This window comes from Magnetospirillum sulfuroxidans (assembly GCF_018224925.1).
GTDB lineage: Bacteria > Pseudomonadota > Alphaproteobacteria > Rhodospirillales > Magnetospirillaceae > Magnetospirillum > Magnetospirillum sulfuroxidans.
The window spans coordinates 187,758-210,719 of sequence record NZ_JAGTUF010000002.1 but is presented as its reverse complement, the minus strand read 5'-3'; the positions used below and the strand labels follow the sequence as shown (position 1 = coordinate 210,719).

Below are 22,962 nucleotides of genomic sequence, written 5' to 3'. Positions count from 1 at the left end.
CGGGAGCCAGTTCATGCGAGACCCCGTTACTTCTTGCGATTCCCAGCTTGGCCGGGCCGAGGTCAAGACCACCACCTGCTATATGTGCGCTTGCCGCTGCGGCATCCGCGTCCATCTTCGCGACGGCGAGGTGCGTTATATCGAAGGCAACCCCGAGCATCCCCTGAACAAGGGGGTCATCTGCGCCAAGGGCGCTTCGGGGATCATGAAACAATATTCCCCCGCCCGGCTGACCAAGCCGCTTAAGCGCAAAGAAGGCGCCGAGCGCGGCGCCAACCAGTTCGAGCCGATCGAGTGGGACGAGGCGTTGTCCATGCTGGGCGACCGTCTGGACCATATTCGCAAGACCGATCCGAAAAAGCTGGCTTTGTTTACCGGCCGCGACCAGATGCAAGCGCTGACCGGCATGTTCGCCAAGCAATTCGGCACCCCCAATTACGCCGCCCATGGCGGGTTCTGCTCGGTCAACATGGCCGCCGGCATGATCTACACCATCGGCGGTTCATTTTGGGAATTCGGCGGTCCCGACCTTGAGCGGGCCAAGCTGTTCGTGATGATCGGCACCGCCGAGGATCACCATTCCAATCCCATGAAGATCGAGCTGGCCAAGTTCAAGCGGGCCGGCGGTCGGTTCATCGCCATCAATCCGGTGCGCACCGGCTATGCCGCCATCGCCGATGAATGGGTGCCGATCCGCACCGGCACCGATGGCGCCTTGCTGCTGGCGCTGATCCGTGAACTGATCGAAACCGGCCTGTTCGACCGCGATTTTCTGATGCAATACTCGAATTCGGCCGAATTGGTGATCCAAGATCCCAGCCGCGACGATTTCGGCCTGTTCGTGCGGGACCCGTCGGTGGCGGTGCGCCCCGATACCTTCGAGACACCCGATCGCTTTTGGTGGGACAAGGCGACCGACCAGCCGGTGCTGTCGCGGACCAAGGGGAGCGAAGGACGGCTGATGGGCGAATTCGCCATGCCCGACGGCACCCCGGTCAAGCCGGCCTTTCAGTTGTTGAAGGATCGGGTCAAGGATTACACGCCGGAATGGGCCGAGGGCATTACCGGCATTCCCGCCGCGACAATCCGTCGGCTGGCCCATGAAATGGGCATCACCGCCCGCGACCAAAAGATCGAATTGCCCATCGCCTGGACCGATTCGTGGGGCAACGAGCATCAGACGGTGACCGGAAATCCGGTGGCTTTCCATTCCATGCGTGGCTTGGCGGCGCATTCCAACGGCTTTCATACCATCCGCGCCCTGGCCATCTTGATGAGTCTGCTGGGGACCATCGACCGTCCTGGCGGTTTCCGCCATCGGGCCCCGTTCCCGCGGCCGATCCCGCCTTGTCCCAAGCCGCCCAAGGGGCCGCATGCGGTCAAGCCGTCGACGCCGCTCGACGGCATGCCGCTGGGCTGGCCGGCCGATCCCGACGATCTGTCGGTGGATGGCGACGGCGCGCCCATGCGTCTGGATAAGGCGTTTTCCTGGGAATATCCGCTATCGGTGCACGGGTTGATGCATAACGTCATCACCAATGCCTGGCGCGGCGACCCTTATCCCATCGACACGTTGTTCTTGTTCATGGCCAACATGGCCTGGAACTCGACCATGAACACCTCGGAAGTCCGCAAGATGCTGACCGACAAGGATGCCAATGGCGAATACAAGATCCCGTTCATCGTCGTCGCCGATGCCTTCCAGTCGGAAACCGTGGCCTTCGCCGATCTGGTGCTGCCCGATACCACCTATCTGGAACGCCATGATGTCATGTCCATGCTGGACCGGCCGATTTCCGAATTCGAAGGTCCGGTGGATTCGGTGCGGGTGCCGATCATGCCGCCTTTGGGCCAGTCGCGGCCGTTCCAAGACGTGCTGATCGATTTGGCCACCCGCCTTAAATTGCCGGCTTTCATGACCAAGGATGGCGGGCGGAAGTACCGCGACTATCCCGATTTGATCACCAATTTCGAAACGGAACCGGGATCGGGCATTGGCTTCTTGTCGGGGTGGCGCGGCAAATCGGGCGAAAAGTCCTTGGTCGGCGAACCCAATCCCAATCAGTGGGACATGTATGCCCGCAACAACAACCATTTCCACTATCACCTGCCCAAAAGCTTCCAGTACATGCGCAACTGGAACAAGGGCTACCTGAGTTGGGCTCAATCCAACCGGCTGGTGCGCTATCACGACCCCATCAACATCCATATCTATTCCGAGGTGTTGCAGAAATTCCGCTTGGCGGCGCAGGGCAAGTGGAAGGGCAAGCAGCCCCCGGACGAGTTGCGCCCCCGAGTCGAACAATTCTTCGACCCGCTGCCGTTCCATTACGCGCCGCTGGAATGGTCCAAGACCGATACCGGTCGCTATCCGCTGTCGGCGCTGACCCAGCGGCCCATGGCCATGTATCATTCGTGGGATTCGCAAAACGCCTGGTTGCGGCAGATCCACACCGAGAATTACATCATGGTCCATCCCAGCGTCGGCACCGCCAACGGTTTCGCCGATGGCGGCTGGGTGTGGGTGGAAAGTCCCTGGGGCAAGGTTCGCTGCATGGCCCGTTTCACCGAGGCGGTGGAGCCGGGCACGGTGTGGACCTGGAATGCCATCGGCAAGGCTTCGGGCGCTTGGGGGTTGGACGGCAACGCCAATGAATCCAAGCATGGTTTCTTGCTCAATCACCTGATTTCCGAGGAATTGCCCAATATGGTCGGCGGCCGCCATGTCTCGAACTCCGATCCGGTGACCGGTCAGGCGGCTTGGTATGACGTGCGGGTGCGCATTACCCCGGCTGGCGCCGATGACCCCGAGGAAAGCTTCCCGCAATTTCCCACTTTGGGGCAATTGCCGGGGCAAACCGGCTTTGGCGCGCGGATGCGTTCGTTCTTTGCCGGCAAAAAGCGTTGATCGGGGGGCATGAACATGGCGAATGAAAAGCAACTGGCCCTGGTCATCGACTTGAACGTCTGCGTCGGCTGTCACGCCTGCGTGACCAGCTGCAAGGAATGGAATACCTCGGGCTGGGCCGGGCCGATGCCCGACCAAGATCCCTATGGCAAGGACCCGAACGGCGTCTTTTTTAACCGGGTGCAGACGTTCGAATGCGGCACCTTTCCCAACACCGAGACGGTGCATTTCCCCAAATCCTGCCTTCACTGCGAAGACCCGCCCTGCGTGCCGGTTTGTCCGACGGGGGCGTCGTACAAGCGCGAAAGCGACGGCATCGTTCTGGTCGATTACGACAAATGCATCGGCTGCAAATATTGTTCGTGGAATTGCCCCTATGGCGCCCGCGAATTCGACGAGATCAGCGGGGTGATGAAGAAATGCACCTTGTGCGTCGATCGCATCTATGACGAAACCTTGCCGGCCGACCGCCGCAAGCCGGCTTGCGTGCTGGCGTGCCCGTCCAGCGCCCGCTTGTTCGGCGACGTCAAGGACCCGGATTCCGAGGTGTCCAAGGCGATCCGCGACAATGGCGGTTATCAGTTGTTGCCGGAAGCCGGCACCAATCCCGCCAACCACTATCTGCCGCGGCGCAAGATCAACGCCAATGTGCATGAAGACCAGTTGGCGCGTGCCGACAATCCACTGTCGCGAGAGGCCGAACCGCCCAAATTCGGTGGCCCGACCATCGACGACGCGTCTCAGTGGTAAGGGAAGGGAGATAACATCATGCGTCCTGCTTTTTCCGTTCTCTTTCTCACCACCTTGATCGGCGCCGGCCAGGGTTTGCTGGTCGCCCTGGTCGCCGGCCAGTTGTTTTTGGTGGTCGGCAGCGGCGGCATCACCGAATCCGGCGGCTTTTACGCTGTCGGTTCGGCGCTGGCCCTGGTGTTGCTGGCCTTGGGGCTGTTGGCCTCGTTTTTCCATCTGGCCAATCCGCAACGGGCTTGGCGTGCCGCCACGCAATGGCGGACCTCGTGGCTGTCGCGCGAAGTCATCGCCCTTCCGGCGGTGATGGGGATGGCTGTGCTTTATGGCGGCTTGCACTGGCTGGGCTGGGATATGGCCTTGATGCATTTCGCCAATGGCAAAAGTCTGGATCTGACCATGGCGGTGGGGTTCGTCACCGTATTGGCTTGCTTCGCTTTGTTTTTGTGCACCGGCATGATCTATGCCTGCGTCAAGTTCATCCGTGAATGGGCCAGTGTGTGGACGGTGATCAATTACACGCTGATGGGGTTGGCCTCGGGCTTCATCCTGGCCGCCGCCTTCGCCGCCAGCAGCGGCGCGGTGGTGACCGGATTGTTCAGCGGCACGGCGCTGGTTTTGATCATTGCCGCCTTGTTCGGCCGGGCCTATAGCCTGTGGCGCAACGCCCGCATCCGTCCGGTTTCAACCCTGAAAGGGGCCATCGGCGCGCCGCACCAAAATATCCGCCAAGTCAGCCAGGGGTTTGGCGGCAAGTCGTTCAACACCACCGAATTCTTTCACGGGGCGTCGGCCGATACGGTCAGGATGCTGGTGGTGTTTTTCATCGCCGCCGGTTTTATCGCTCCGGCGGCCTTGGTGCTGATGGGGGCCACCGCCTTGCTGTGGCTGGCCTTCGCCATTCAGTATGTCGGTCTTTTAGCCGAACGCTGGGTGTTCTTCGCCCACGGCAACCATGTGCAGAATCTGTATTATCAGCGCAAGGCGTGAGCGGAAGGCGCTTGGGTATTGAAGCGAAAGGCCCGGTGGAAACACCGGGCCTTTCGTCGTTTCATGGCGCCGGCATCCTGGCGGCTCAGCCTTCTTCGGCGTTGAGTTTGGTCGCCAGGGATTTGGTCAGGTCATAGACGCTGCGGCGGATGGCCTCGTCGCTGATGCGGTGATAGTTGCGCATCATCTCCAGCCCCTCGCGGCCGCTTTCCGGGGCGGCAAAAGGCGTCGGTTCCTCGTGCAGGCCGATGGCGCCATGGCGGGGCATGTCGTCGAAGAAAAAACTGACCGGGACGTCCAGCGCCTCGGCGATATGGTACAGCCGGCTGGCGCTGATGCGGTTGGCGCCACTTTCGTATTTCTGCACCTGCTGAAAGGTCAGACCCACCGATTTAGCCAGTTCGGTCTGGCTTAACCCCATCAGAGTTCGGCGCAATCGCAGCCGAGCCCCCACATGGGTGTCAACGGGATCGGGGTCTCCGGTCTCCGTTCGTGCGCGGTAAATTCGCTTGCTGTTTGTTTCGGCGGTCATGATATATCGTCATTGAATGGATGGGATTGCATACAATACCCGTGCTGGTAATTGTGTGCAACACCTCCATCCCACCTACTCTGGGGACGTCCAACCGCATTGCCGCAAGGTTTCGACCATGTGTGGCGGGACCGGGGCGGTGGCGATGATGGCCGGCTTCTTCGGATTGAAGGGCAGGCGGATCGAACGGGCATGCAGGTGCAGGTGCGGCGACACCAGATCGGCGGTGCCGCGGCCATAGGTCGAATCGCCAACGATCGGACAGCCGATGGCGGCCAGATGGACTCGGATCTGGTGGGTGCGGCCGGTTTTGGGTTTGGCTTCGATCCAGCTCAGGCGGCCGTTGCTGCCCAGCACCCGATATTCGGTTTGCGCCTCTTGCCCCTTGTCATCGACGACCATGCGCCAACCGTGGCGGCGTTCCAGTTTTTTCAGGCGCTTGTCGATCAGGCCGGTTTCCGTCGGTGGCTTGCCGACCACGACCGCCCAATAGGTCTTTTCGGCGCTGCCCTCGGCAAAGATTTCGCCCAGGCGGGCCAAGGCCTTGCGGTGTCGGCCCAAGACCAGACAGCCCGAGGTGTCGCGGTCCAGCCGATGGGCCAGTTCCGGGTTGCGCGGCAGGCCAAAGCGCAACGGCTCCAGCAGGTCCATCAGGTGATGGCTGCCGTCGCGGGCGCCGGCATGAACAGCCAATCCGGCCGGCTTGTCGAGGATCAGGACCATGGCATCGCGATAGAGGACGCGAGCCAGTAATTCTTCTGGGGTCATGGCGGGAACGGCGTCGGTTGGCACGTCTGGCCCTTGGGTTTGAGTGCGGCACACAGCTCGGCGGCCTTGGCGGCGCTCAACGGTCCGGCGATCAGCCGGTGCGTGACGCCCAATTCGCCCAGATCGGCGCGCACCACCTTATAGGTCAGGGCGGCCAGATCGGGGTGTTCGGTGGTCAAGGCCTTCCACGCCTGCTCGCCATGGCTGGCGCTGCCCATGGACAACAGATGGATGCCGGCCTGACCGGCGAAACCGGCGGGCAAAGCCGGCGCGTTGATTTCGCTGGGGGATGGAATGATCTTTAATTCGCCGGAAACGCCGCCTTGCAGGCGCTCCATCGGCCGGCCGCTGCCGCTGCCGCTGCTTCTTGGCTTCTTCGGCGCCACCGGCTTGACCGGCTCGGGCGGGGGGGCGGCGACCAGGGCTTCCGGCAGGGCGTTGCCGTCCAGCAATGCCTGTACCGCGCCGGCTTCGGCCTCTTTTTGCCCCCGCGTGATCAACCCCGAATCCTGCAAGCGATCCAAGCGATCCAGGGCGCGGCGAGCCGATTGTTTGTCGGGAATGGTCACCGGTTCACGGCGGGATGGGGTTTTGGGCAATACGTTATCGACCAGAAAGTCGCGCTGCGCCTGGGTGCCGGGCTGGTCCCATAAACGACGGATGGCGTTTTCCAACACGGCCGGGGCCGGGGCCGGGGTAAACAGGCCGGCGGCGGGGGGCTGGGCGGTGGTCACCGGCAGCAGCGCCCCCATGTTGGTCCCGGCACGTTCCCCAGCATCGGCGGCGGGGATCAGGCCGGCTTCGGCCAGTCGGCGAATGGCGAGAAAGCGCAAGGCGGCAGGGTCGCCGCTCAGCAGCGCCTCGGCTTCATCCTGGCCGATCAGGCGCGGGGGAAAGGGCAGATCTTCGAGGCTGGCTGGTTCGGGCTGGGCGATAGAATCGGCCTGCGACGGCAATGCGGTCGGTTGGTACAGCGGTTCCAGGCCGGGGCGGGGCTTGTCCGGGTTGGTCGCCTGTTCCAGTTTGGCCGCGGTGGATTGCACATAGGAATTCACGCTGCCGCAAGCGGGCAGCAGCAAGGTCAACATCAGCAATGGCAGGGCGCGCCGCATTCCGGTCTCGATGTGCACTTTTATTTGGCGGCCATTTTGGCCGGTTGCCGGGCCTTTGCAACCCTTAACCTTGCGTTTGCGCCGTGGCTGCGGCACAACCGCGCCATGGATTCATTGGATAAAGCCGCCCATTTGGCGGAAAACGGGCGTTTCGATGCTGCCTTGCGGCTGTTGGCGAGCTTGGCCGGGGATGATCCGGCCCTGGCTGCGTTCCGGCGCGGCGCCGGGGCCTTGAAGGCCAACAATGCTTTTGCCGCCGTCGCCGCCTTTGAAGCGGTGGCGAAACTCGCCCCGGATTTTCCGGCCTTGCGCGATGCCCTGGTCAGCGCCTATCGCCGCGACGCCCGTTATGACGACGCCATCGCCCTGGCCCAGGCGGGCGGCACGACCCGGCAGATCGGCTATGAGCGGGGCATGGCCCATCTGGCCCTGGGGCAAGCCGATGCCGCTTTGCACTGTTTCGACGCCGTCTTGGCGACCGATCCCGATCATGCGGTGTCGTGGTTCGCCAGCCACGCCGCCGCGCTGGAATTGCACGGCCTGGAACCGGCCTTGCGGCGCTTGGCGCGGGCGACCGCCTGCCGGGGGGCGAACGGCCGCTATTGGGCCTTTCCCGTCGCCTATGGCCTGCTGAGCGGGGCGGATGTGGCGGCGCTGGAGGCCGATCAGGTGGCGCCGTTTCCAGCCCGTCGGTCCCTGGTTGACGGGGTACGGGCGCTGGCGCCGTTCTTGCCGGGACCACCGCGCCTGTTCGGGCTGAGTGGCTCTGCCTTGGATTTCGCCCTTGGCCAGGCGGAAATCACCGGTCTGGTGCTGGAATTCGGGGTTCGGCGCGGGACCTCGCTCAACCGTCTGGCGGCGACGGCCGGTCAAGACGTCCACGGTTTCGATTCATTCGAGGGATTGCCGCAAGCCTGGGGGGCGGAGCCGGCCGGAATATTGACGACCGGGGCGCAAATGCCGGTGGTGGCCGCCAATGCCAGCCTGCATCCCGGCTGGTTCGACGATACTTTGGCGCCGTTCCTGGCCACCCATCCCGGCCCCGTGCGGCTGGTCAATATCGACAGCGACATCTATGCCTCGGCCCGCCAAGTGTTGTTCGCCCTGGCGCCGCGCCTGGTCGCCGGCAGCATCATCGTCTTCGATGAACTGATCGGCAACCGGACCTGGGCCGAGGACGAGTTCAAGGCTTTCTGTGAATTCGTCCAAGCCTTTGACGCCAAAGTGGAAATTTTGGCTGTAGCGCCGTTTTCGAAACAGGTGGTCATGCGAGTCTTGACTCTGAGCGTCTGATGGTCAGAGTCGGGCCTTGATCAAGGAGAGACAAATATGACCGTAGCCATCGAGATGGGAACGACGCAGGCGGGCATCGCCGCGACGCTCGATCTCGAGGAATTGCTGGCCACCCGCCTGCTGGTTCAAGGCAATTCCGGCTCGGGAAAGTCGCATCTGCTGCGCCGACTGGTGGAGCAAAGCGCGCAATGGGTGCAGCAAGCCCTGATCGACCCCGAAGGCGATTTCGTCACCTTGGCCGAACAATTCGGCCATGTGGTGGTTGACGCCGCCGCCCATACCGAGGCGGCGCTGCAACAAATTGCCGCCCGTGTGCGCATGCACCGGGTGTCGGTGGTGCTGAACCTGGAAAACCTGGAAACCGAACGGCAGATGCGCCATGCCGCCGCCTTTTTGGGCGGGCTGTTCGACGTCGATCGCGATTATTGGTTCCCCATGTTGGTGGTGGTGGACGAAGCCCAGTTGTTCGCCCCCGCCGCTGCCGGCGAGGTGTCGGACGAAGCGCGCAAGGCGTCGCTGGGGGCGATGACCAATCTGATGTGCCGTGGCCGCAAGCGCGGGCTGGCCGGCATCATCGCCACCCAGCGTCTGGCCAAGCTGGCCAAGAACGTGGCGGCCGAGGCCAGCAATTTCCTGATGGGCCGCACCTTCCTTGATATCGACATGAGCCGCGCCGCTGATCTGTTGGGGATGGAACGCCGTCAGGCCGAGATGTTCCGCGACCTCAATCGCGGCCAGTTCATCGCCTTGGGGCCGGCTTTGTCGCGGCGGCCGCTGTCCATCCGCATTGGCGACGTCGCCACGGACGGCCGCACCGGCAACGCCCGCCTGCTGCCGTTGCCGGAAAAACCGCCCGAGGATGCCCATGATCTGATCTTCAAGGCGGGCGAGAACGAAGTGCTGCGCCCGGCCAGCCGCCCGGCGCCCATGGATACGGCGCAATTGCTGGCGCAACTGGCCGCCACCCGGCCGCCGCCGCCGCCGCCGGGGGAGACTTTGGCCCGCGAGGTCGCCGCCGCGCCGCCGCGTCCGGCCGAAGGCCCCAAGGCCAGCATTGACGACGTCTTGCGCGAGGTGCTGGCCGACCCGGAAGCGGTCTATCGTTCACCCGCCCAGGTCTATCAGGATTTCCTGGTGCGCTGCCGTCAGCACGGCATTCACGGCCGCAGCCTGGACATGAGCGCTTTCCGCCGCAAGATGGCCTCGGTCCGCGCCGGCGTCGATGCTGAAACCGCCGACACGCCGGAATGGGATCAAGCCCTGACCGTGGCCGCCGCCCTGTCCGAAGATATTCAGCCGGTATTCCTGCTGCTGGCCCGCGCCGCCCATGATCAGGCGGCGTGTCCGTCCAACGCCCAGATCGCTCGGGCGCGGGGCTCGCGCTCGCCCCGGCGGGCGCTGGGATTGCTGGAACATATGGAAGGCCAGGGGCTGATCGTTTCCGACATCGACGCCTATGGCAACCGCACCATTGCCGTGCCGGCGCTGGGCTGGCAAACGCAGCCCGGCAATCCCGATTCCGAAGACGTGGACGAGGTGGCATGAGCGGCGCTCGCGGACGAAAGCGTCGTGTCGGTGAAGCATTGGCCCAGCCAGTCGATGAAAACGCGGACGCGGGGGGCCAATTGCCGGTTTTTCGGGTAGAGCACTGAAACCGACAAGGGCGGCGGCGGGGTGGCGGTGAGGATCGGCACCAAGCTGCCGCGGTGGAAATCCGCTTCCAGCCGATAACGCGGAACCTGAATGATGCCGAGCCCGTGGCGGGCGCATTCCACCAGACTTTCCGCCCCGTTGACCGTCATCGGCGCCGGTAGGCGCAGGGTCTGGACGGTGTCGCCACGTCTGAATTCCAGCGGCAATACGGCGCCGCTGGCGGAAGAATGAAAGCCGACCATGTGGTGGCCATCCAACTGGGTGGGGCTTTGTGGCGTTCCCCGAACGGCGAGATAGCTTGGCGCCGCGCAGGTGACTTGGGGCAGCTGGATCAGAGTTCGCGAAACCATATCGCTGTCGGCGATATTGCCCGAACGCAGTACGCAATCGACGCCTTCGCGGATCAGATCGACCAAACGGTCGCCTTCGCCCATGAACAGGGCGATGTCCGGATATTCGGCCAGGAAGGCGGGCAGAGCCGGGATCAGGAAGTGACGGGCCAAACTGCCGTGCACATCCACTCTCAGGCCGCCCCGAGGCTTGGCCCCGGCGAAGGCCTCTTCGGCCTCCTCGATATCCGCCAGGATGGTCAGGCAGCGGCGATGATAGGTCTCGCCCTCTAAGGTCGGGCTGACTTGGCGGGTGGTTCGATGCAGCAATCGCACCCCCAGCCGCGCCTCTAATCGCTTGATCGCATCGGTCACCGTCGAGCGCGGCAGCCCCAGACTTTGCGCCGCCGCGGTGAAGCTGCGTTGTTCGACGACACGGGTAAAAATCCGCATGGCATCCAAGCGGTCCATGGCATTATCCGAAAATAGCGAACAGTGAAGGCGCATAATGGGTGATTATCCGGCCTGAACATAGGTTTATCTGTTTCTGATCCCGACAATGTCGTCGGCATGGCAGAGACGGAGAACGATGATGCATGAACAAGCGGGCAAGGTCGCCCTGGTGACCGGGGCTGCGCGGGGGATCGGCGCGGCAGTGGCTGAGCGGTTGGCCCGCGACGGTTTCGCAATCATCGTCAATTATGCCGGCAGCGAAGCCAAGGCACGGGTATTGACGGATAAGATCAAGGACTCGGGCGGCCAAGCGCTGGCCATTCAGGCCGATGTCGCCGACGCGCAGGCGGTGCGCCACATGTTCTCGGCGGCCGAGGCTGCCTTTGGCGGCGTTGACGTTTTGGTCAACAATGCCGGGATCATGGCCCTGGCGGCTATCGGCGCCTGCAGCGATGACGCCTTCGACCGTCAAATCGCGGTCAATATGCGCGGCACCTTCAACACCTTGCGCGAAGCCGCCAATCATTTGCGCGACGGTGGCCGCATCATCAATTTCTCCACCAGCGTGCTGGGGCTGCGGCTGGAAAATTACGGCATTTATGCCGCCACCAAGGCGGCGGTCGAGGCGATGACGGCGATCATGGCCAAGGAAATGCGCGGACGCGGCATCACCGTCAATGCCATAGCCCCCGGCCCGACCGCGACGGATTTGTTCTTGGACGGCAAATCGCCGGAACTGATCGAGCGTTTGGCCAAGATGGCGCCGTTGGAGCGTCTGGCCACCCCCGAAGACATCGCCGCCGCCGTGGCCTTTCTCGCCGGCGCCGATGGCGGCTGGATCAATGGTCAGGTGTTGCGGGCCAATGGCGGGTTGGTCTGATCTGATCCCGGTCGGCGTCTGATACCAAATCCCGCTGAGTGGAACTCAGCGGGATTTGGTTAGGCCCAAGGGGCCGCGCGGCTTATGCCGCGGGAGGCAAGGGTTTCGGAGAAACCCGCCCGCCGCTTGAGGGGGCAGGGGATCGGTTGCGATCACCGGGATGTGGTCTGAGCCTTGCCGCCTCGGCATGATTAGAGGGCGGTGGCGATCTTGGCGGCGATCGCCCCGCTTGCCGCCATCAGGTCGGCGGCTTCTGCCTTGATCTGCAAGCCTCGCTGGCCGCCGTTGACGACGATGAAGGCAAAGGACAAGGCGCTATCGTCAAGGAAGGCGCGCAGGCGCTTTTTCTGTCCCAAGGGACTGATGCCGCCGATCTTGTAGCCGGTGACGCGTTCGGCATCGGGGCCTTTCATCATCGCCGCCGCTTTCTTGCCCGCCGCCGCCGCCAAGGCCTTGAGGTTCAGTTCACGGTCAGACGGCACGATGGCCACCAAAGCTTCATCGCCGGCTTGGACCATCAGGGTCTTGAACACTTGCGCCGGCGGCAGGCCCATGGCCTCGGCCGCCTGCAAGCCGATGGATGGGGCGTTGGGGTCGTATTCGTATTCCAGCAGGGCAAAGGGCTTGCCGGATTTTTCCATGGCCATGGTGGCCGGAGTTTTCTTCGCCATGAGTGGATGATAGCCAAAGCGACGGACAAGGGGAAAGAGAATGCGGGGAGGCGAGGGCGGGCCTAGCCGTCGGCCCCCGGTTTGCCGCCGCGCAAGGCCTTGATGCTGCCGCGTTTGGTCTTGCTGTCCATGCGGCGTTGTTGACTGCCCTTGGTCGGCTTGGTCGGCCGGCGCTTGGGCGGCGGCGGCTTGGCCGCCTCGCGCAGCAGATCCACCAATTTGGCCAAGGCCTCGGCGCGGTTGCGCTCCTGGCTGCGGTGTTCCTGGGCGGTGACGATCAAGACGCCGTCCAAGGTCAGGCGCCGTCCGGCCAGCTTTTCCGCCCGCGCCTTGACGTCATCGGGCAGGTTGACAGAGCCTCGCAGGTCAAAGCGCAGCTCAACGGCGGTTTCCACCTTGTTGACGTTCTGCCCGCCCGGTCCACTGGCGCGGCAAAAGCTTTCCTCGATTTCGCGTTCGTCGATGGCGAGGCGGCGGGTGATGGGAATCATGCGCGATCACTGTCCAAAATCATGCTTGCCGCCGGAAGGACCGGGCGACGGGAAAATCATAAGGGCGGGACGACCGGCTGTCGCGACCAATGTTTGCAGCCAATAGCGGCGGTCTCCGCTGTCTCGCGCTTATGCCTATGGTATCGGCAACTCTTATTAAGATTGCCGCCTTGGAAAAATAGTCGGAAAAATGGTTGTGCATAGCGCTATCGGCTTATGGAAGAATACCATGGCGATCGAAGTGACCCTTACTGCTGGTGCCCGGCAGAACCTGACGTCGATTCAAGCCACCGAGAAACTGGTGGGACGCACGCAAGGGCGCTTGTCAACCGGCTTGAAGGTCTCTTCGGTGGTTGACGACGCTGTCGCCTTTTTTCAGGGGCGCGCCTTGGGGGATCGAGCCAAGGGATTTATGCAAACCAAGGACGGGATCGCCAACGGCATCGGCTCGATCAAGGCGGCGATGGATGGATTGTCCAGTGTCGAAGACGTCATCATTCAGATGAAGGGGCTGGCCTTGGCGGCCAAGACGGAATCGCGCCAGGATATCCGTCACCAGATGTATCAGCAATACACGGAACTGCGGAAGCAGTTGGACGCCATCGCCAATGATTGCCATTTCAACGGCATGAATCTGATCGGCAATCCGGCGTCGGATGTGTCGGTTCAGCTCAGCCCGGCCGGGGCCGAGCCCATGGCCACTTTAGACATTCGCGGGATCAGCATCACCGCTGACACTTTGGGGCTGGAGCCGGCCACCGTCGATGTCTCTACCGCCAATTACGCCAGCGATGCGGCGGTGCGGGCGAAATTCGACAATTGGGCGGCCGGTATGATTGCCATGACTAATTCCGGTGCGGGGCCGGCGGTGGCCACCGAGACGATCCTTAGCGGCATCGGCGCGAACAAGGCGCTGAGCTCTGGGGGCAGCTGGGTGTTGCTTTCCGATGCCGATGGGATGATGAGCCTGGATGCCGAGGATCCGCTCAATTCCTTGACCGCCGACGAGCAATACCGGGCGGTGGTGGCGCTTCAAGGCTATATGAGCAGTGGCGGCAACCCCGGCGACGAAGTCTATGATATCGGCTCTGGCTTGGTTGACGGCGCTTTCACCTCCGCCAATTATCCGGCGCTGACGGTTTCCATGCACGATTACCCATGGGAAAGTCAGAGCCACTACATCGGCAATATCGATCATCATATCGCGACATTGGACAGCGCGCTTCGCTCGGTGCGCGCGACCATGGCCGAGATGGGCAATAACATCGCCCTGCTTCAGGTGCGCGACGGTTTCGCCGGCAATGCGGCCCTGATCGCCACCGAAGGGGCGGGGAAGATGATCAATGCCGATCTTGACGAAGAAGGCGCCAACATGGTGGCCTTGCAGACCAGGGCGCAATTGGGACTTCAGGCCTTGTCCCTCGCCGGTCAGGCGGACCAGGCGGTTCTTAATTTATTTTAGCGGCTTTGGGGCGGCCGCAACGGGGCTTTGGCCAAAAGCCAAAGCCCCGCCATCGGTCAATAGCTCTTGTCTTTCCACATGGCGGTGTTGAAGCGGACCACCTTGTTGCGGCCGGTATCCTTGGCCTGATACAGGGCGACGTCGGCGAATTTGACAGCCTGCCAGAAGGTGTCGCTGTCGCTGGGGAAATCGGCGACGCCGATCGAGATGGTCTTGCGCAGCACGGTGGTGCCGGCCTGGATATCCAGGCCTTCGACCGTGGCGCGGATCTTCTCGGCGATCTGATCGGCCTGTTCCGGCGAAGCATCCAACAGCACGATGAGGAATTCCTCGCCGCCATAGCGGATGACCATGTCCGAAGCCCGGACCGCCTGACGCAGCACCTTGGCCATGGCCTTGATGACGGCGTCGCCGGCATCGTGGCCATAGGTATCGTTGACCATTTTGAAGAAATCGAGATCCAGCATCATGATGCCGACCTGGGATTGACGGCGCTGGACGTTGGCGACCAGAGTATCGACGTATTCTTCCAGGAAGCGGCGGTTGTTCAGTCCGGTCATCGGGTCACGCAACGCCGATTCGCGTAAGGTCTCCATCAGCTTTTTGGTTTCCAGCACCGGCGCCGCCTCGCGCAGATAGACGCTGACATAGGGGACCTGTTCCTGCATGCGGGCTTCGTCTTCGGCGGAGACCACCAATTGCAAGACATTGCCGACCGCGCCGGATTGGATGATCGGCAGGCAGATATGCTTGCGCTCGCGCGCTTCTTCCGGTGGATTGAAGGAATAGCAAATGCCCGGATTAAGCACGCCGTCCACCAGATGGCCGGTCCGTCGCGCCCGGCAGCCTTCGGAGCGGACCAGAATCTGCGGATCGCACCATCGGCACGACGCTTGCGGCATGCCGTCGACGTAAAGCGGCGTCATGTGGTTCTTGTTGGTCTGCATCTCGTAGATGGAATATTCACGGATGCCGAATTCGCCTTCCAGGGCGCGGGCGAGGCGGGTGTGGATTTCGGACTTGGTTTCGTCTTCCTCGATGGCCTGCTTGAAATGGGCCGCGCGCGTCAAGCCTTCGACCATGTCGATGGTCGCCGACAATTGGTTTTCGTCGGGCGATGGCGTGTGGCTGGTCAGCCGCGCCACATTGGCGCCGATGCGGGTCAGGCCTTCGTCCAGGAATGCGAGCAGACGGTTCATGTCGGTGGCGATCTGGCCGATCTCGTCCTTGGTGACCTGTTCGACCTTGGCCTTGAAATCGCCGCGCAAGGCCCGTTGAACGGCGTTTTCGACGTCGATGGCGGTGGCCGATACCGGGTTGATCATGCGACGGATCAAGACGAAGGCGATGCCCATGAACAAGGCGACGATGCCGATCAGCGCCGCCACCGTCAGCATGGCCTGGGTTTTCAGGTTGCCGATGGATACCTTCATGGTCACCGCGCCCAACACCATGCCTTCCTGCACCTCATGGCATTGCAGGCAATTGGGTTCGCCGCGATTGCTGGCGATGAACGGAATGGTGCCCCGGATCAGGGTGTCGCTCTCGGTTTCAATGATGTCGTAAAGGGGTTTGCCGTCGCGCAGGACCTGATTTTCCAATTCGTCACTGGGGGCTTCCTCGTGCAGGCCCGAGCCGAATTGCTTGACCACGGCGGGCGAGCGGACAACGCGGGCCGAAGCCAAGCCTTGCACTTCCATCAACCGCTTCAAGAAGCTTTCCCGTTTGTCGATGACGCCGTTGATCATGGATTCGGTCAGGTGGACGCGAACGATCTCGGCGGCGGTGCGGATATGCTCGGATGACGACGCGATGGAAAAGCTGCGAAACGCGAACAAGCTGATGACCATCAGCAGCGCGATCAGCACGGCGGCGATGGCAGCGAACAAGACGCTGATCTTGATATTGAGATTCATAACCCCCAGGTCCCCCAAAAACAGCCCCACTGCCTTTCTGGCAGCAGGTCAAAACGCGCGAAAGAATAATCCTCATGGCATAAGGGGGCAATGGTGGCGATTTGAAAATTGTGAAATACCAAAAGTTAGTGCCTTTGCCCGCGCGGCGCACAGACGGTCGGCTGTGCGTAATACCAAAGGGTAATATGAATGTAGTCTAGGGTGTGGGTTTTTGCTATGTAGGGGCGGAACTCCGATGGATGGGGATGGCGATGGTCAAGTTACAGCGCTTACGCTTGCGTTTTCATGTCAGCATCACCAGCGCCATCCTGGCCGTGATCGTCGCGGTGACCATCGCGGCCATCGCCAACGTCTATTATTCCAGCACGCGGGCGGCCGAGGAATCGGCCTCGACCTTGTTCTCGGAAATCGCGGCGCGGGTGCAAGGCCAGATTGATCGTCAGATGGGCGACACGCTATCGCTGGCGTCCTTGGGCGGGCGTTTGCCGGCGGGGTTGGCGGCGGTGGAAGGCGATGGCGTCACCCACCCGGTCGTCCCGTTCCTGATCGATAGTCTGGCCAATGATACGTCGTTGTATTCCCTGTATTTCGGCTATGATAACGGTGATTTCCTGCAAGTCATCGCCGCGCGTCAGGATGTCCGGATAACCGTCGCCCACAAGGCGCCGGAACAGACCTGGATGATCATTCGCGCCATCAGCGGTCAGGGGGACGAACGGATCCAGAGCTGGACCTTTTTGGACCAAGGCGGTTCGGTCATCGGCTCGGCCAGCGACGCCCAGCCGGGCTATGACCCGCGCCAGCGCGGCTGGTACAAACCGGCGATAGAGGCCAGCGACAAGGCCGTCCTCAGCGCGCCTTACCTGTTCAATTCCCTGCAACAGCCCGGCATCACCGCATCGCGGCGGCTGCCGCGCCAGGCTGGGGTTTTCGGCGTCGATATCACTTTGGCCGATTTGAACGGTTTTGTCGGCGGCCAAAGGGTGTCCGCCAACGGCGGCATTGCCTTGCTTGACGACAAGGCGCGGGTGTTGGCGGTGGGTAAGGCCATGTTTGGCGACAGCGTGCCGCCATTGGCGCAATTGTCCGACCTGCATACCCCCATGGCCACGTTGTTGAGCCGGGTTTTGGCCGATGGTCAGCGCGATCAGAATCAGTTGGTCGAAGTCGAAGGCGGCGGCCGTCTTTTGGCGCGGTTATCCGATTGGCGAGCGGATAACGGTTTGCCCATCACCATTGCCGTGTTGGCGCCGTTTGATGATTTCACCGGCCATATCCGTCATATGCAAGGTCAGATGCTGTTGCTGGCCGGCATGGTCATGCTGGTGATTCTGCCCTTGACCTTGCTGGTGTCTTCGCGGATTGCGGCGACCGTGCGGGCCTTGGCGGAAGAAGCCGAGCGGGTGCGCCATTTCGATTTCTCCGGTCGCGGCCCCGAGGATTCCTTTATCTTGGAATTCTATTCTCTTGGCCAAGCCTTCGGCTCGATGAAGGAATCGCTGGCGCAAAAGGCCTTGGCGCTGGAAGTCGCCCAGGTGAAGTTGGAAAAGCTGGTGGGCTTGGGCATCGCCATGTCGTCGGAACGCGATTCCAACAAGCTGATGGAAATGATCCTGATGGGGGCCAAGGATCTGACCAATGCCGATGGCGGCACATTGTATATGCGCACCGAGGACGATACCCTGCGCTTCCAGATTTTGCGCAACGACACCTTGGGCGTGGCCGTCGGCGGCGTCTCGGGCGAGCTGCCCAATATTCCGGCGGTGCTGCTGAAAGATGCCGAAGGCAACGCCAACCATCGCAATGTGGTCAGCCATTGCGTCCACGAAGAGCTGACCATCAACATCGTCGACGCCTATGATTCCAGCCAGTTTGATTTCTCTGGCACCAAGGTGTTCGACGAACGAAACGGCTATCGCTCGCAATCCTTCCTGACCGTGCCATTGAAGCCGCGCGGCGGCGACGTCATCGGCGCCTTGCAGCTGATCAATGCCCGCGTCCCCGGCACCAACGATATCATCCCCTTCGATCCGGCCATTCAAAGCTTTGTCGAGGCCTTGTCGGCGCAAGCCGCCACCGCGCTTTACAATCGCCAGCTTTTGGATGCCCAGGAAAAGTTGATGGATTCGATGATCCAGATCATCGCCGGCGCCATCGACGCCAAAAGCCCCTATACCGGCGGCCATTGCGAACGCGTGCCCGAACTGGCGCTGATGCTGGCCGAGGAAGCCGGCAAGGTCGCGACCGGCCCGTTGGCGAATTTCGCCTTCAAGTCCGAAGAGGAATGGCGCGAATTCAAGATCGGGGCCTGGCTGCACGATTGCGGCAAAGTGGTGACGCCGGAATACGTGGTCGACAAGGCGACCAAGCTGGAAACCATCTATAACCGCATCCACGAAGTCCGCACCCGCTTCGAGCTGCTGCTGCGTGACGCCGTCATTTCTTATATGCAAGGCGTGATCGGCGGCGACGAGGACGAAACCGTCTTGCGCGAACGCATGGAGGCGCGCCGCGCCCAATTGCTGGAAGATTTTGCCTTTGTCGCCGAATGCAATGTCGGCGGCGAGTTCATGGCCCCGGAAAAGGTCGAGCGCTTAAAGCTGATTGCCGAACAGACCTGGGTGCGCACGTTCGATGACCGGCTGGGCTTGTCGCACGAGGAATTGAAGCGTTTCCCCGCCGACAAGCCGGATTTGCCGGTGACGGAAAAGCTGCTGGACGACAAGCCCTGGCACGTCATCCCGCGTCCGGGCGGCAAGGAACGCTATGCCGAGTTCAACTTCGCCGTCAATATCCCGGAAAACCTTTATAATTTCGGCGAAGTCTACAATCTGTCGGTCAGCCGCGGCACCTTGTCCGAGGAAGAGCGCTTCAAGATCAACGAACACATCATGCAGACCATCGCCATGCTGGAACGTCTGCCCTTCCCCAAGCACATGCAGCGTGTGCCCGAATATGCCGGGACCCATCACGAAACCATGATCGGCACCGGTTATCCGCGCAAACTGGATGCCAGCCAATTGTCGGTGCCGTCGCGGATCATGGCCATCGCCGATATCTTCGAAGCCCTGACCGCCTCGGATCGGCCGTACAAAAAGGCCAAGACATTGTCGGAATCCATCAAGATCTTGTCGTTCTTCAAGAAGGACAAGCACATTGACGGCGATCTGTTCGACTTGTTCCTGACCTCGGGGGTCTATAAGGAATATGCCGAGCGTTTCTTGCTGCCGGAACAGATCGACGAGGTGGCGGTGGAGCAATACCTGACGAAGACGGCGGCGGAATAATCGCGGCCACCCTGTGACATGACCCGAGTCGGCCCCTAAGGGCCGAACCAAATCCCGCTGAGGCATCAGCGGGATTTGGTGTTACCCGATGGCGGTGACGTCCACGGCGACGTGGACGGCATGTTCGCCGCCGCCCAGGACCACGCCTTTGATCGGGCTGACATCGTCGTAATCGCGGCCCCAGGCAACCACCACATGGTCTTCGCCGGCGGTGGTGTTGTTGGTGGGGTCCAGGTCAAGCCACCCCCAGCCGGGGATGAAGACGGACAGCCAGGCGTGCGAGGCGTCGGCGCCGACCAGCTTTTCCTTGCCGGGGGGGGCGACGGTGCGGATATAGCCGCTGACATAGCGCGCGGCCAAGCCCATGGCCCGCAGGCAGGCGATGCCGATATGGGCGAAATCCTGGCAGACGCCGCGCTTTTGCGCGAACACGGTGGCGAGCGGGGTGCCGACACTGGTGGCCACCGGGTCAAAGGCGAAATCGGCGAAGATACGCGCATTGAGGTCGAGAACCGCCTGGGCCAGCGGTCGGCCGGGGGGAAAGCTGGCGGCGGCATAGGCGGCGGCGGCGTCCAGGGCGGGGATTTGCGGCGACGGGAACAGAAAGTCCATGGCCTCTTCCAGGTGCGGCGCGGCGCTGTTGGCCAGATCGTCGCGCACCTGTTCCCAGGCTGGACCGTCCAGGTTTTGCAGGCCGAAGGACTGACTGGTTTCCACCTCGAACACCGCTTCGATTTCCAGTTTGGAATGGGAATCCTGGACGGTGAAAAAGGTTGTCGGGTTGCCGAAGTAATCCAATTGGCCGTCACGCAGCACCGCCGGAGCGGGGCGAATGGTCAGGCGGACTTTTTCATAGCGCTGGTTATAGACCTGACGCGGCCGCATATGGGCGGCGTGGTGCGACAGCAACACCGGCTCGCCGTATTCGTAAACGGTCAGGTGGCGGACCCGGTATCTCATGCCAGCAGCTCCGGCGGGCGCACCGGCAGACGCCATTGCGCATGGCTGAAATATTCCCGCGACAGCACTTCCGACAATTCCCACAGCCGCGAACGGAAGTTTTCCAACAGGCGCTCGGCGTCGTGATAACCGCCGTCGCGGTCGTAACGGGCCAACACCAGGGCGTCGGTGGTTCGGGCGGTGCCGCACAGCACCGTCATCAGGCGTTGCTCGGCCCGCAAGAAGCCGTTGCTGCCGGCGATTTGGGCCAGGGTGTCCATATGTTCGGACAGCGCCGCCAATTGAAAGCCAAGCGACCGCGGATTGCTTTCGTCGCACAGCAACAGATCCAGCACGGCAGCCAGACGCGGCGCCGCCAGATAGCGCGACCGATAGGTCATGGCGCTGTCCCACAGGTCCAGCAGCAATTCCATCGGCACGGCGTCTTCGCTCTCGGCATCGGTCAGGGCGCCGCCCAGAGTATCGACGATGGTGGTGGCCCGTTCCACCCGGCGGCCTGAATCCATGAACAGCCACAGCGGCCCGCGCGTCATGTTTTCCATGGACAGGCCGTTGACCGCTTCGATGGTCAGGATCAGATCGTTCAGGCGTGACGGGGTGTCGCTGCGGGGGCCGTCCAGATGCAGGCGGCGAACGTCGTCGCGCAGCCGTTGCAGGGCGCGCCAGGTGTCCACCGACAAACGGTCGCGCAGGTTGATGACCACCCGGAGCAGCTGATCGACTTGTTCGCTCAAGCCGTCCTCGCCGCCGCCCAGATGGTGGGCGATCAAGGCGCGGGGCAGGGTTTCGGGCTTTTCCAAGGCTTGCGGCGGGATGTGCAGACCCAGCCGGGCCATGATGCGGGCGGTGAAGATGGCCCGCGCCGGATCGTTTTGGTCCAGCGCTTCCTCGATGCGGGAAAGGGCGGCGCGCAACAGCCGGGTCGAGCCCTCGCAGCGTTCCACATAGCGGCCCAACCAGAACATGTTGTCGGCGACGCGCGACGGCAGGTCGCGGTTGCCGCGCACCAGTTTGACCGGGGTTGAACGGCGGCGCGGCAACAGGGCCGAGGTCGATGATTGTTCAGCGATGATCCACAGATCCTTGCTGCCGCCGCCGCCGGTTTGCAAGCGGGCGGTCAGCAAATCGCCTTGGGTGGAAACCCGGGCCAAGCCGCCGGGCATGACCTGCCAGCCGCTTTCGGTGGAAACGGCGAAGACGCGCAGAACCATGGAACGCGGCTCGAAATTTCCCTCGCTCCACACCGGCACGGTGGACAGGGAATCCACTTGTTGGGCCACCCAATCGGTGGGGCGGGCCATGATGTCGGCGATGGCGGCTTGGTGCTCGGTTTCCGACAGGGCGGCGCCGAGGCGCGGGCTGATGCGGTTGTGAAAGGCGGGACGCAGGACCAGCCGGTGCAGATTGGCGGCGACGAAGGCGCGGTCGCTATCGTTGCCGCACCACCAACTGGGCACCGACGTCATCATCAGGCTTTCGCCCAGCAGATGGCGGGCGATGCTGGGCAGGAAGCTTTGAATGGCGCCGCCGTCCAGCAGGCCCGAGCCCAAGGCGTTGACCACGGCGACATTGCCGGCGCGGGCCGATTGCAGCAAACCGGCGACGCCCAAGGTTGAATCGCCGCGCAGTTCCAGGGGGTCGCACCATTCGCCGGTGGTTCGGCGCAAGATGACATCGACCTGTTGCAATCCGGTCAGCGTCTTCATGTAGACGTTGCTGTCGCGCACGGTCAGATCCTCGCCCTGGACCAGGGTCAGACCAAGGTGGCGGGCCAGGAAGGCGTGTTCGAAATAGGTTTCGTTATAAGGGCCAGGGGTCAGCAACACCACCTGGGGGGTTTCGGTGCGGCGCGGCGACAGCGCCTGTAACGACCGCCGCAACGCCTCGAAGAAGGGCGCCAGCCGCTCGATATGGGTGGCGCGGAATTGTTCGGGCAGGATGCGATTGACGATGGTGCGGTTTTCCAGGGCGTAACCGGCCCCGGCCGGGCTTTCGGTCCGGTCGGCCAGCACCCGCCAGGCGCCATCGGCGCCGCGCACCAGATCGACGGCGTACATGTGCAGATGGTGGCCGCCAGCCGGCATCCAGCCATGGCAGGGGCGCAGGAACGCCGGATTGGCATGCAGCAAGGCCGGCGGCACCAGCCCCAGGCCGATCAGCGTCCGCTTGCCATAAAGATCGGCCATGACTTCGTTCAGCAACCCGGCGCGCTGGGCGACGGCGCGGGCGATCCAGTCCCATTCCGCCGCCGGCAGCAGCAGCGGCATGGGGTCCAGCGTCCACGGCCGTTCCAACCCTTCGGGGTCGCCGTGAACGTTATAGGTGACGCCATTGTCGCGCAGCAGGTTTTGGCCCAGTTCCCAGCGTTGCACCAGATCATCGGGGGACAATGCGGCAAAGGAATTGAGAAAGGCACGCCAATGGGGACGTGCCTGCCCGTCAGGGCCGAGCATCTCATCGTGCACGCCATCGGGAGGGGCGTACATTTGCTCGACCTCAAGCGGCCCGGC

At 62.6% G+C, this 22,962-nt stretch carries 17 protein-coding genes; 8 read left to right on the top strand and 9 right to left on the bottom strand.

All coding sequences use genetic code 11. The features are described 5' to 3' along the window. The first annotated feature begins 13 nt into the window (after positions 1-13). The 3 genes from KEC16_RS04905 to KEC16_RS04895 are packed head-to-tail and all read left to right on the top strand — an operon-like array spanning position 14 to position 4,645. Complete coding sequence (locus KEC16_RS04905; RefSeq protein ID WP_211546554.1) at positions 14-2,908, top strand: molybdopterin oxidoreductase family protein; 2,895 nt, start codon at positions 14-16, stop codon at positions 2,906-2,908. Between the two features lie 15 nt (positions 2,909-2,923). Beyond that, positions 2,924-3,658 (top strand): 4Fe-4S dicluster domain-containing protein, encoded by a 735-nt coding sequence (locus KEC16_RS04900; protein ID WP_211546553.1) that lies wholly within the window; start codon positions 2,924-2,926, stop codon positions 3,656-3,658. A gap of 18 nt (positions 3,659-3,676) precedes the next feature. Further along, positions 3,677-4,645: a dimethyl sulfoxide reductase anchor subunit family protein gene (locus KEC16_RS04895; RefSeq protein ID WP_211546552.1), complete on the top strand. Its 969-nt coding sequence runs from the start codon at positions 3,677-3,679 to the stop codon at positions 4,643-4,645. Between the two features lie 85 nt (positions 4,646-4,730). Here the strand turns inward: KEC16_RS04895 and KEC16_RS04890 are convergent, their stop codons facing one another. From KEC16_RS04890 to KEC16_RS04880, 3 genes are all read right to left on the bottom strand, one after another. Next, positions 4,731-5,177: a helix-turn-helix domain-containing protein gene (locus KEC16_RS04890; protein WP_211546551.1), complete on the bottom strand. Its 447-nt coding sequence runs from the start codon at positions 5,175-5,177 to the stop codon at positions 4,731-4,733. Positions 5,178-5,252: 75 nt separating this feature from the next. Then, a complete protein-coding gene (locus KEC16_RS04885; RefSeq protein ID WP_346344026.1) occupies positions 5,253-5,969 on the bottom strand; it encodes an RluA family pseudouridine synthase in 717 nt (238 codons plus the stop codon). Next, entirely contained in the window at positions 5,942-7,057 is a 1,116-nt protein-coding gene (locus tag KEC16_RS04880) for a hypothetical protein (RefSeq protein WP_211546550.1), read from the bottom strand. The genes KEC16_RS04885 and KEC16_RS04880 overlap by 28 nt, the downstream gene beginning before the upstream one ends. Positions 7,058-7,162: 105 nt before the next feature. On the opposite strand from KEC16_RS04880, the gene KEC16_RS04875 reads away from it, so the two are divergent. Continuing rightward, positions 7,163-8,350 (top strand): class I SAM-dependent methyltransferase, encoded by a 1,188-nt coding sequence (locus KEC16_RS04875; protein WP_211546549.1) that lies wholly within the window; start codon positions 7,163-7,165, stop codon positions 8,348-8,350. Positions 8,351-8,386: 36 nt separating this feature from the next. Then, complete coding sequence (locus KEC16_RS04870; protein ID WP_211546548.1) at positions 8,387-9,895, top strand: helicase HerA domain-containing protein; 1,509 nt, start codon at positions 8,387-8,389, stop codon at positions 9,893-9,895. On the opposite strand, the gene KEC16_RS04865 is transcribed toward KEC16_RS04870, so the two are convergent. Next, positions 9,805-10,803: a LysR family transcriptional regulator gene (locus KEC16_RS04865; protein WP_211546547.1), complete on the bottom strand. Its 999-nt coding sequence runs from the start codon at positions 10,801-10,803 to the stop codon at positions 9,805-9,807. The two genes, KEC16_RS04870 and KEC16_RS04865, sit on opposite strands and share 91 nt — an antisense overlap. A 118-nt stretch (positions 10,804-10,921) precedes the next feature. Here KEC16_RS04865 and KEC16_RS04860 point away from each other — a divergent pair, with 118 nt between their 5' ends. Further along, the gene (locus tag KEC16_RS04860; RefSeq protein WP_211546546.1) at positions 10,922-11,665 is read left to right on the top strand and encodes an SDR family oxidoreductase; all 744 of its coding nucleotides are present in this window, start codon (positions 10,922-10,924) and stop codon (positions 11,663-11,665) included. Positions 11,666-11,856: 191 nt separating this feature from the next. Here KEC16_RS04860 and ybaK read toward each other — a convergent pair whose 3' ends face one another. Both ybaK and arfB read right to left on the bottom strand, forming a co-directional pair. Further along, a complete protein-coding gene (ybaK, locus tag KEC16_RS04855) occupies positions 11,857-12,336 on the bottom strand; it encodes a Cys-tRNA(Pro) deacylase (protein WP_211546545.1) in 480 nt (159 codons plus the stop codon). Between the two features lie 62 nt (positions 12,337-12,398). Then, positions 12,399-12,827 (bottom strand): alternative ribosome rescue aminoacyl-tRNA hydrolase ArfB, encoded by a 429-nt coding sequence (gene arfB, locus KEC16_RS04850; RefSeq protein WP_211546544.1) that lies wholly within the window; start codon positions 12,825-12,827, stop codon positions 12,399-12,401. Positions 12,828-13,056: 229 nt separating this feature from the next. On the opposite strand from arfB, the gene KEC16_RS04845 reads away from it, so the two are divergent. Then, positions 13,057-14,289, top strand: a complete 1,233-nt coding sequence (locus tag KEC16_RS04845) for a flagellin N-terminal helical domain-containing protein (RefSeq protein WP_211546543.1) — start codon at positions 13,057-13,059, stop codon at positions 14,287-14,289. A 56-nt stretch (positions 14,290-14,345) separates the two neighbouring features. On the opposite strand, the gene KEC16_RS04840 is transcribed toward KEC16_RS04845, so the two are convergent. Further along, entirely contained in the window at positions 14,346-16,205 is a 1,860-nt protein-coding gene (locus tag KEC16_RS04840; protein ID WP_211546542.1) for a diguanylate cyclase, read from the bottom strand. A gap of 251 nt (positions 16,206-16,456) precedes the next feature. Here KEC16_RS04840 and KEC16_RS04835 point away from each other — a divergent pair, with 251 nt between their 5' ends. Beyond that, positions 16,457-19,492, top strand: a complete 3,036-nt coding sequence (locus KEC16_RS04835) for an HD domain-containing phosphohydrolase (protein ID WP_249208782.1) — start codon at positions 16,457-16,459, stop codon at positions 19,490-19,492. 81 nt (positions 19,493-19,573) lie between these two features. Here the strand turns inward: KEC16_RS04835 and KEC16_RS04830 are convergent, their stop codons facing one another. Further along, positions 19,574-20,452, bottom strand: coding sequence for a transglutaminase family protein (locus KEC16_RS04830; protein WP_211546541.1), 879 nt, complete (start codon positions 20,450-20,452; stop codon positions 19,574-19,576). Further along, entirely contained in the window at positions 20,449-22,938 is a 2,490-nt protein-coding gene (locus tag KEC16_RS04825) for a circularly permuted type 2 ATP-grasp protein (protein ID WP_211546540.1), read from the bottom strand. Before KEC16_RS04825 ends, KEC16_RS04830 begins: the two co-directional genes overlap by 4 nt. Between the last annotated feature and the right edge of the window lie 24 nt (positions 22,939-22,962).

What these genes read in the sequence shown, in the direction of transcription:
- KEC16_RS04905 (WP_211546554.1), top strand. Translation starts at nt 14, where the DNA reads ATGCGAGACCCCGTTACTTCTTGCGATTCCCAGCTTGGCCGGGCCGAG.
- KEC16_RS04900 (WP_211546553.1), top strand. Translation starts at nt 2,924, where the DNA reads ATGGCGAATGAAAAGCAACTGGCCCTGGTCATCGACTTGAACGTCTGC.
- KEC16_RS04895 (WP_211546552.1), top strand. Translation starts at nt 3,677, where the DNA reads ATGCGTCCTGCTTTTTCCGTTCTCTTTCTCACCACCTTGATCGGCGCC.
- KEC16_RS04890 (WP_211546551.1), bottom strand. Translation starts at nt 5,177, where the DNA reads ATGACCGCCGAAACAAACAGCAAGCGAATTTACCGCGCACGAACGGAG.
- KEC16_RS04880 (WP_211546550.1), bottom strand. Translation starts at nt 7,057, where the DNA reads ATGCGGCGCGCCCTGCCATTGCTGATGTTGACCTTGCTGCTGCCCGCT.
- KEC16_RS04875 (WP_211546549.1), top strand. Translation starts at nt 7,163, where the DNA reads ATGGATTCATTGGATAAAGCCGCCCATTTGGCGGAAAACGGGCGTTTC.
- KEC16_RS04870 (WP_211546548.1), top strand. Translation starts at nt 8,387, where the DNA reads ATGACCGTAGCCATCGAGATGGGAACGACGCAGGCGGGCATCGCCGCG.
- KEC16_RS04865 (WP_211546547.1), bottom strand. Translation starts at nt 10,803, where the DNA reads ATGGACCGCTTGGATGCCATGCGGATTTTTACCCGTGTCGTCGAACAA.
- KEC16_RS04860 (WP_211546546.1), top strand. Translation starts at nt 10,922, where the DNA reads ATGATGCATGAACAAGCGGGCAAGGTCGCCCTGGTGACCGGGGCTGCG.
- ybaK (WP_211546545.1), bottom strand. Translation starts at nt 12,336, where the DNA reads ATGGCGAAGAAAACTCCGGCCACCATGGCCATGGAAAAATCCGGCAAG.
- arfB (WP_211546544.1), bottom strand. Translation starts at nt 12,827, where the DNA reads ATGATTCCCATCACCCGCCGCCTCGCCATCGACGAACGCGAAATCGAG.
- KEC16_RS04845 (WP_211546543.1), top strand. Translation starts at nt 13,057, where the DNA reads ATGGCGATCGAAGTGACCCTTACTGCTGGTGCCCGGCAGAACCTGACG.
- KEC16_RS04840 (WP_211546542.1), bottom strand. Translation starts at nt 16,205, where the DNA reads ATGAATCTCAATATCAAGATCAGCGTCTTGTTCGCTGCCATCGCCGCC.
- KEC16_RS04835 (WP_249208782.1), top strand. Translation starts at nt 16,457, where the DNA reads ATGGTCAAGTTACAGCGCTTACGCTTGCGTTTTCATGTCAGCATCACC.
- KEC16_RS04830 (WP_211546541.1), bottom strand. Translation starts at nt 20,452, where the DNA reads ATGAGATACCGGGTCCGCCACCTGACCGTTTACGAATACGGCGAGCCG.
- KEC16_RS04825 (WP_211546540.1), bottom strand. Translation starts at nt 22,938, where the DNA reads ATGTACGCCCCTCCCGATGGCGTGCACGATGAGATGCTCGGCCCTGAC.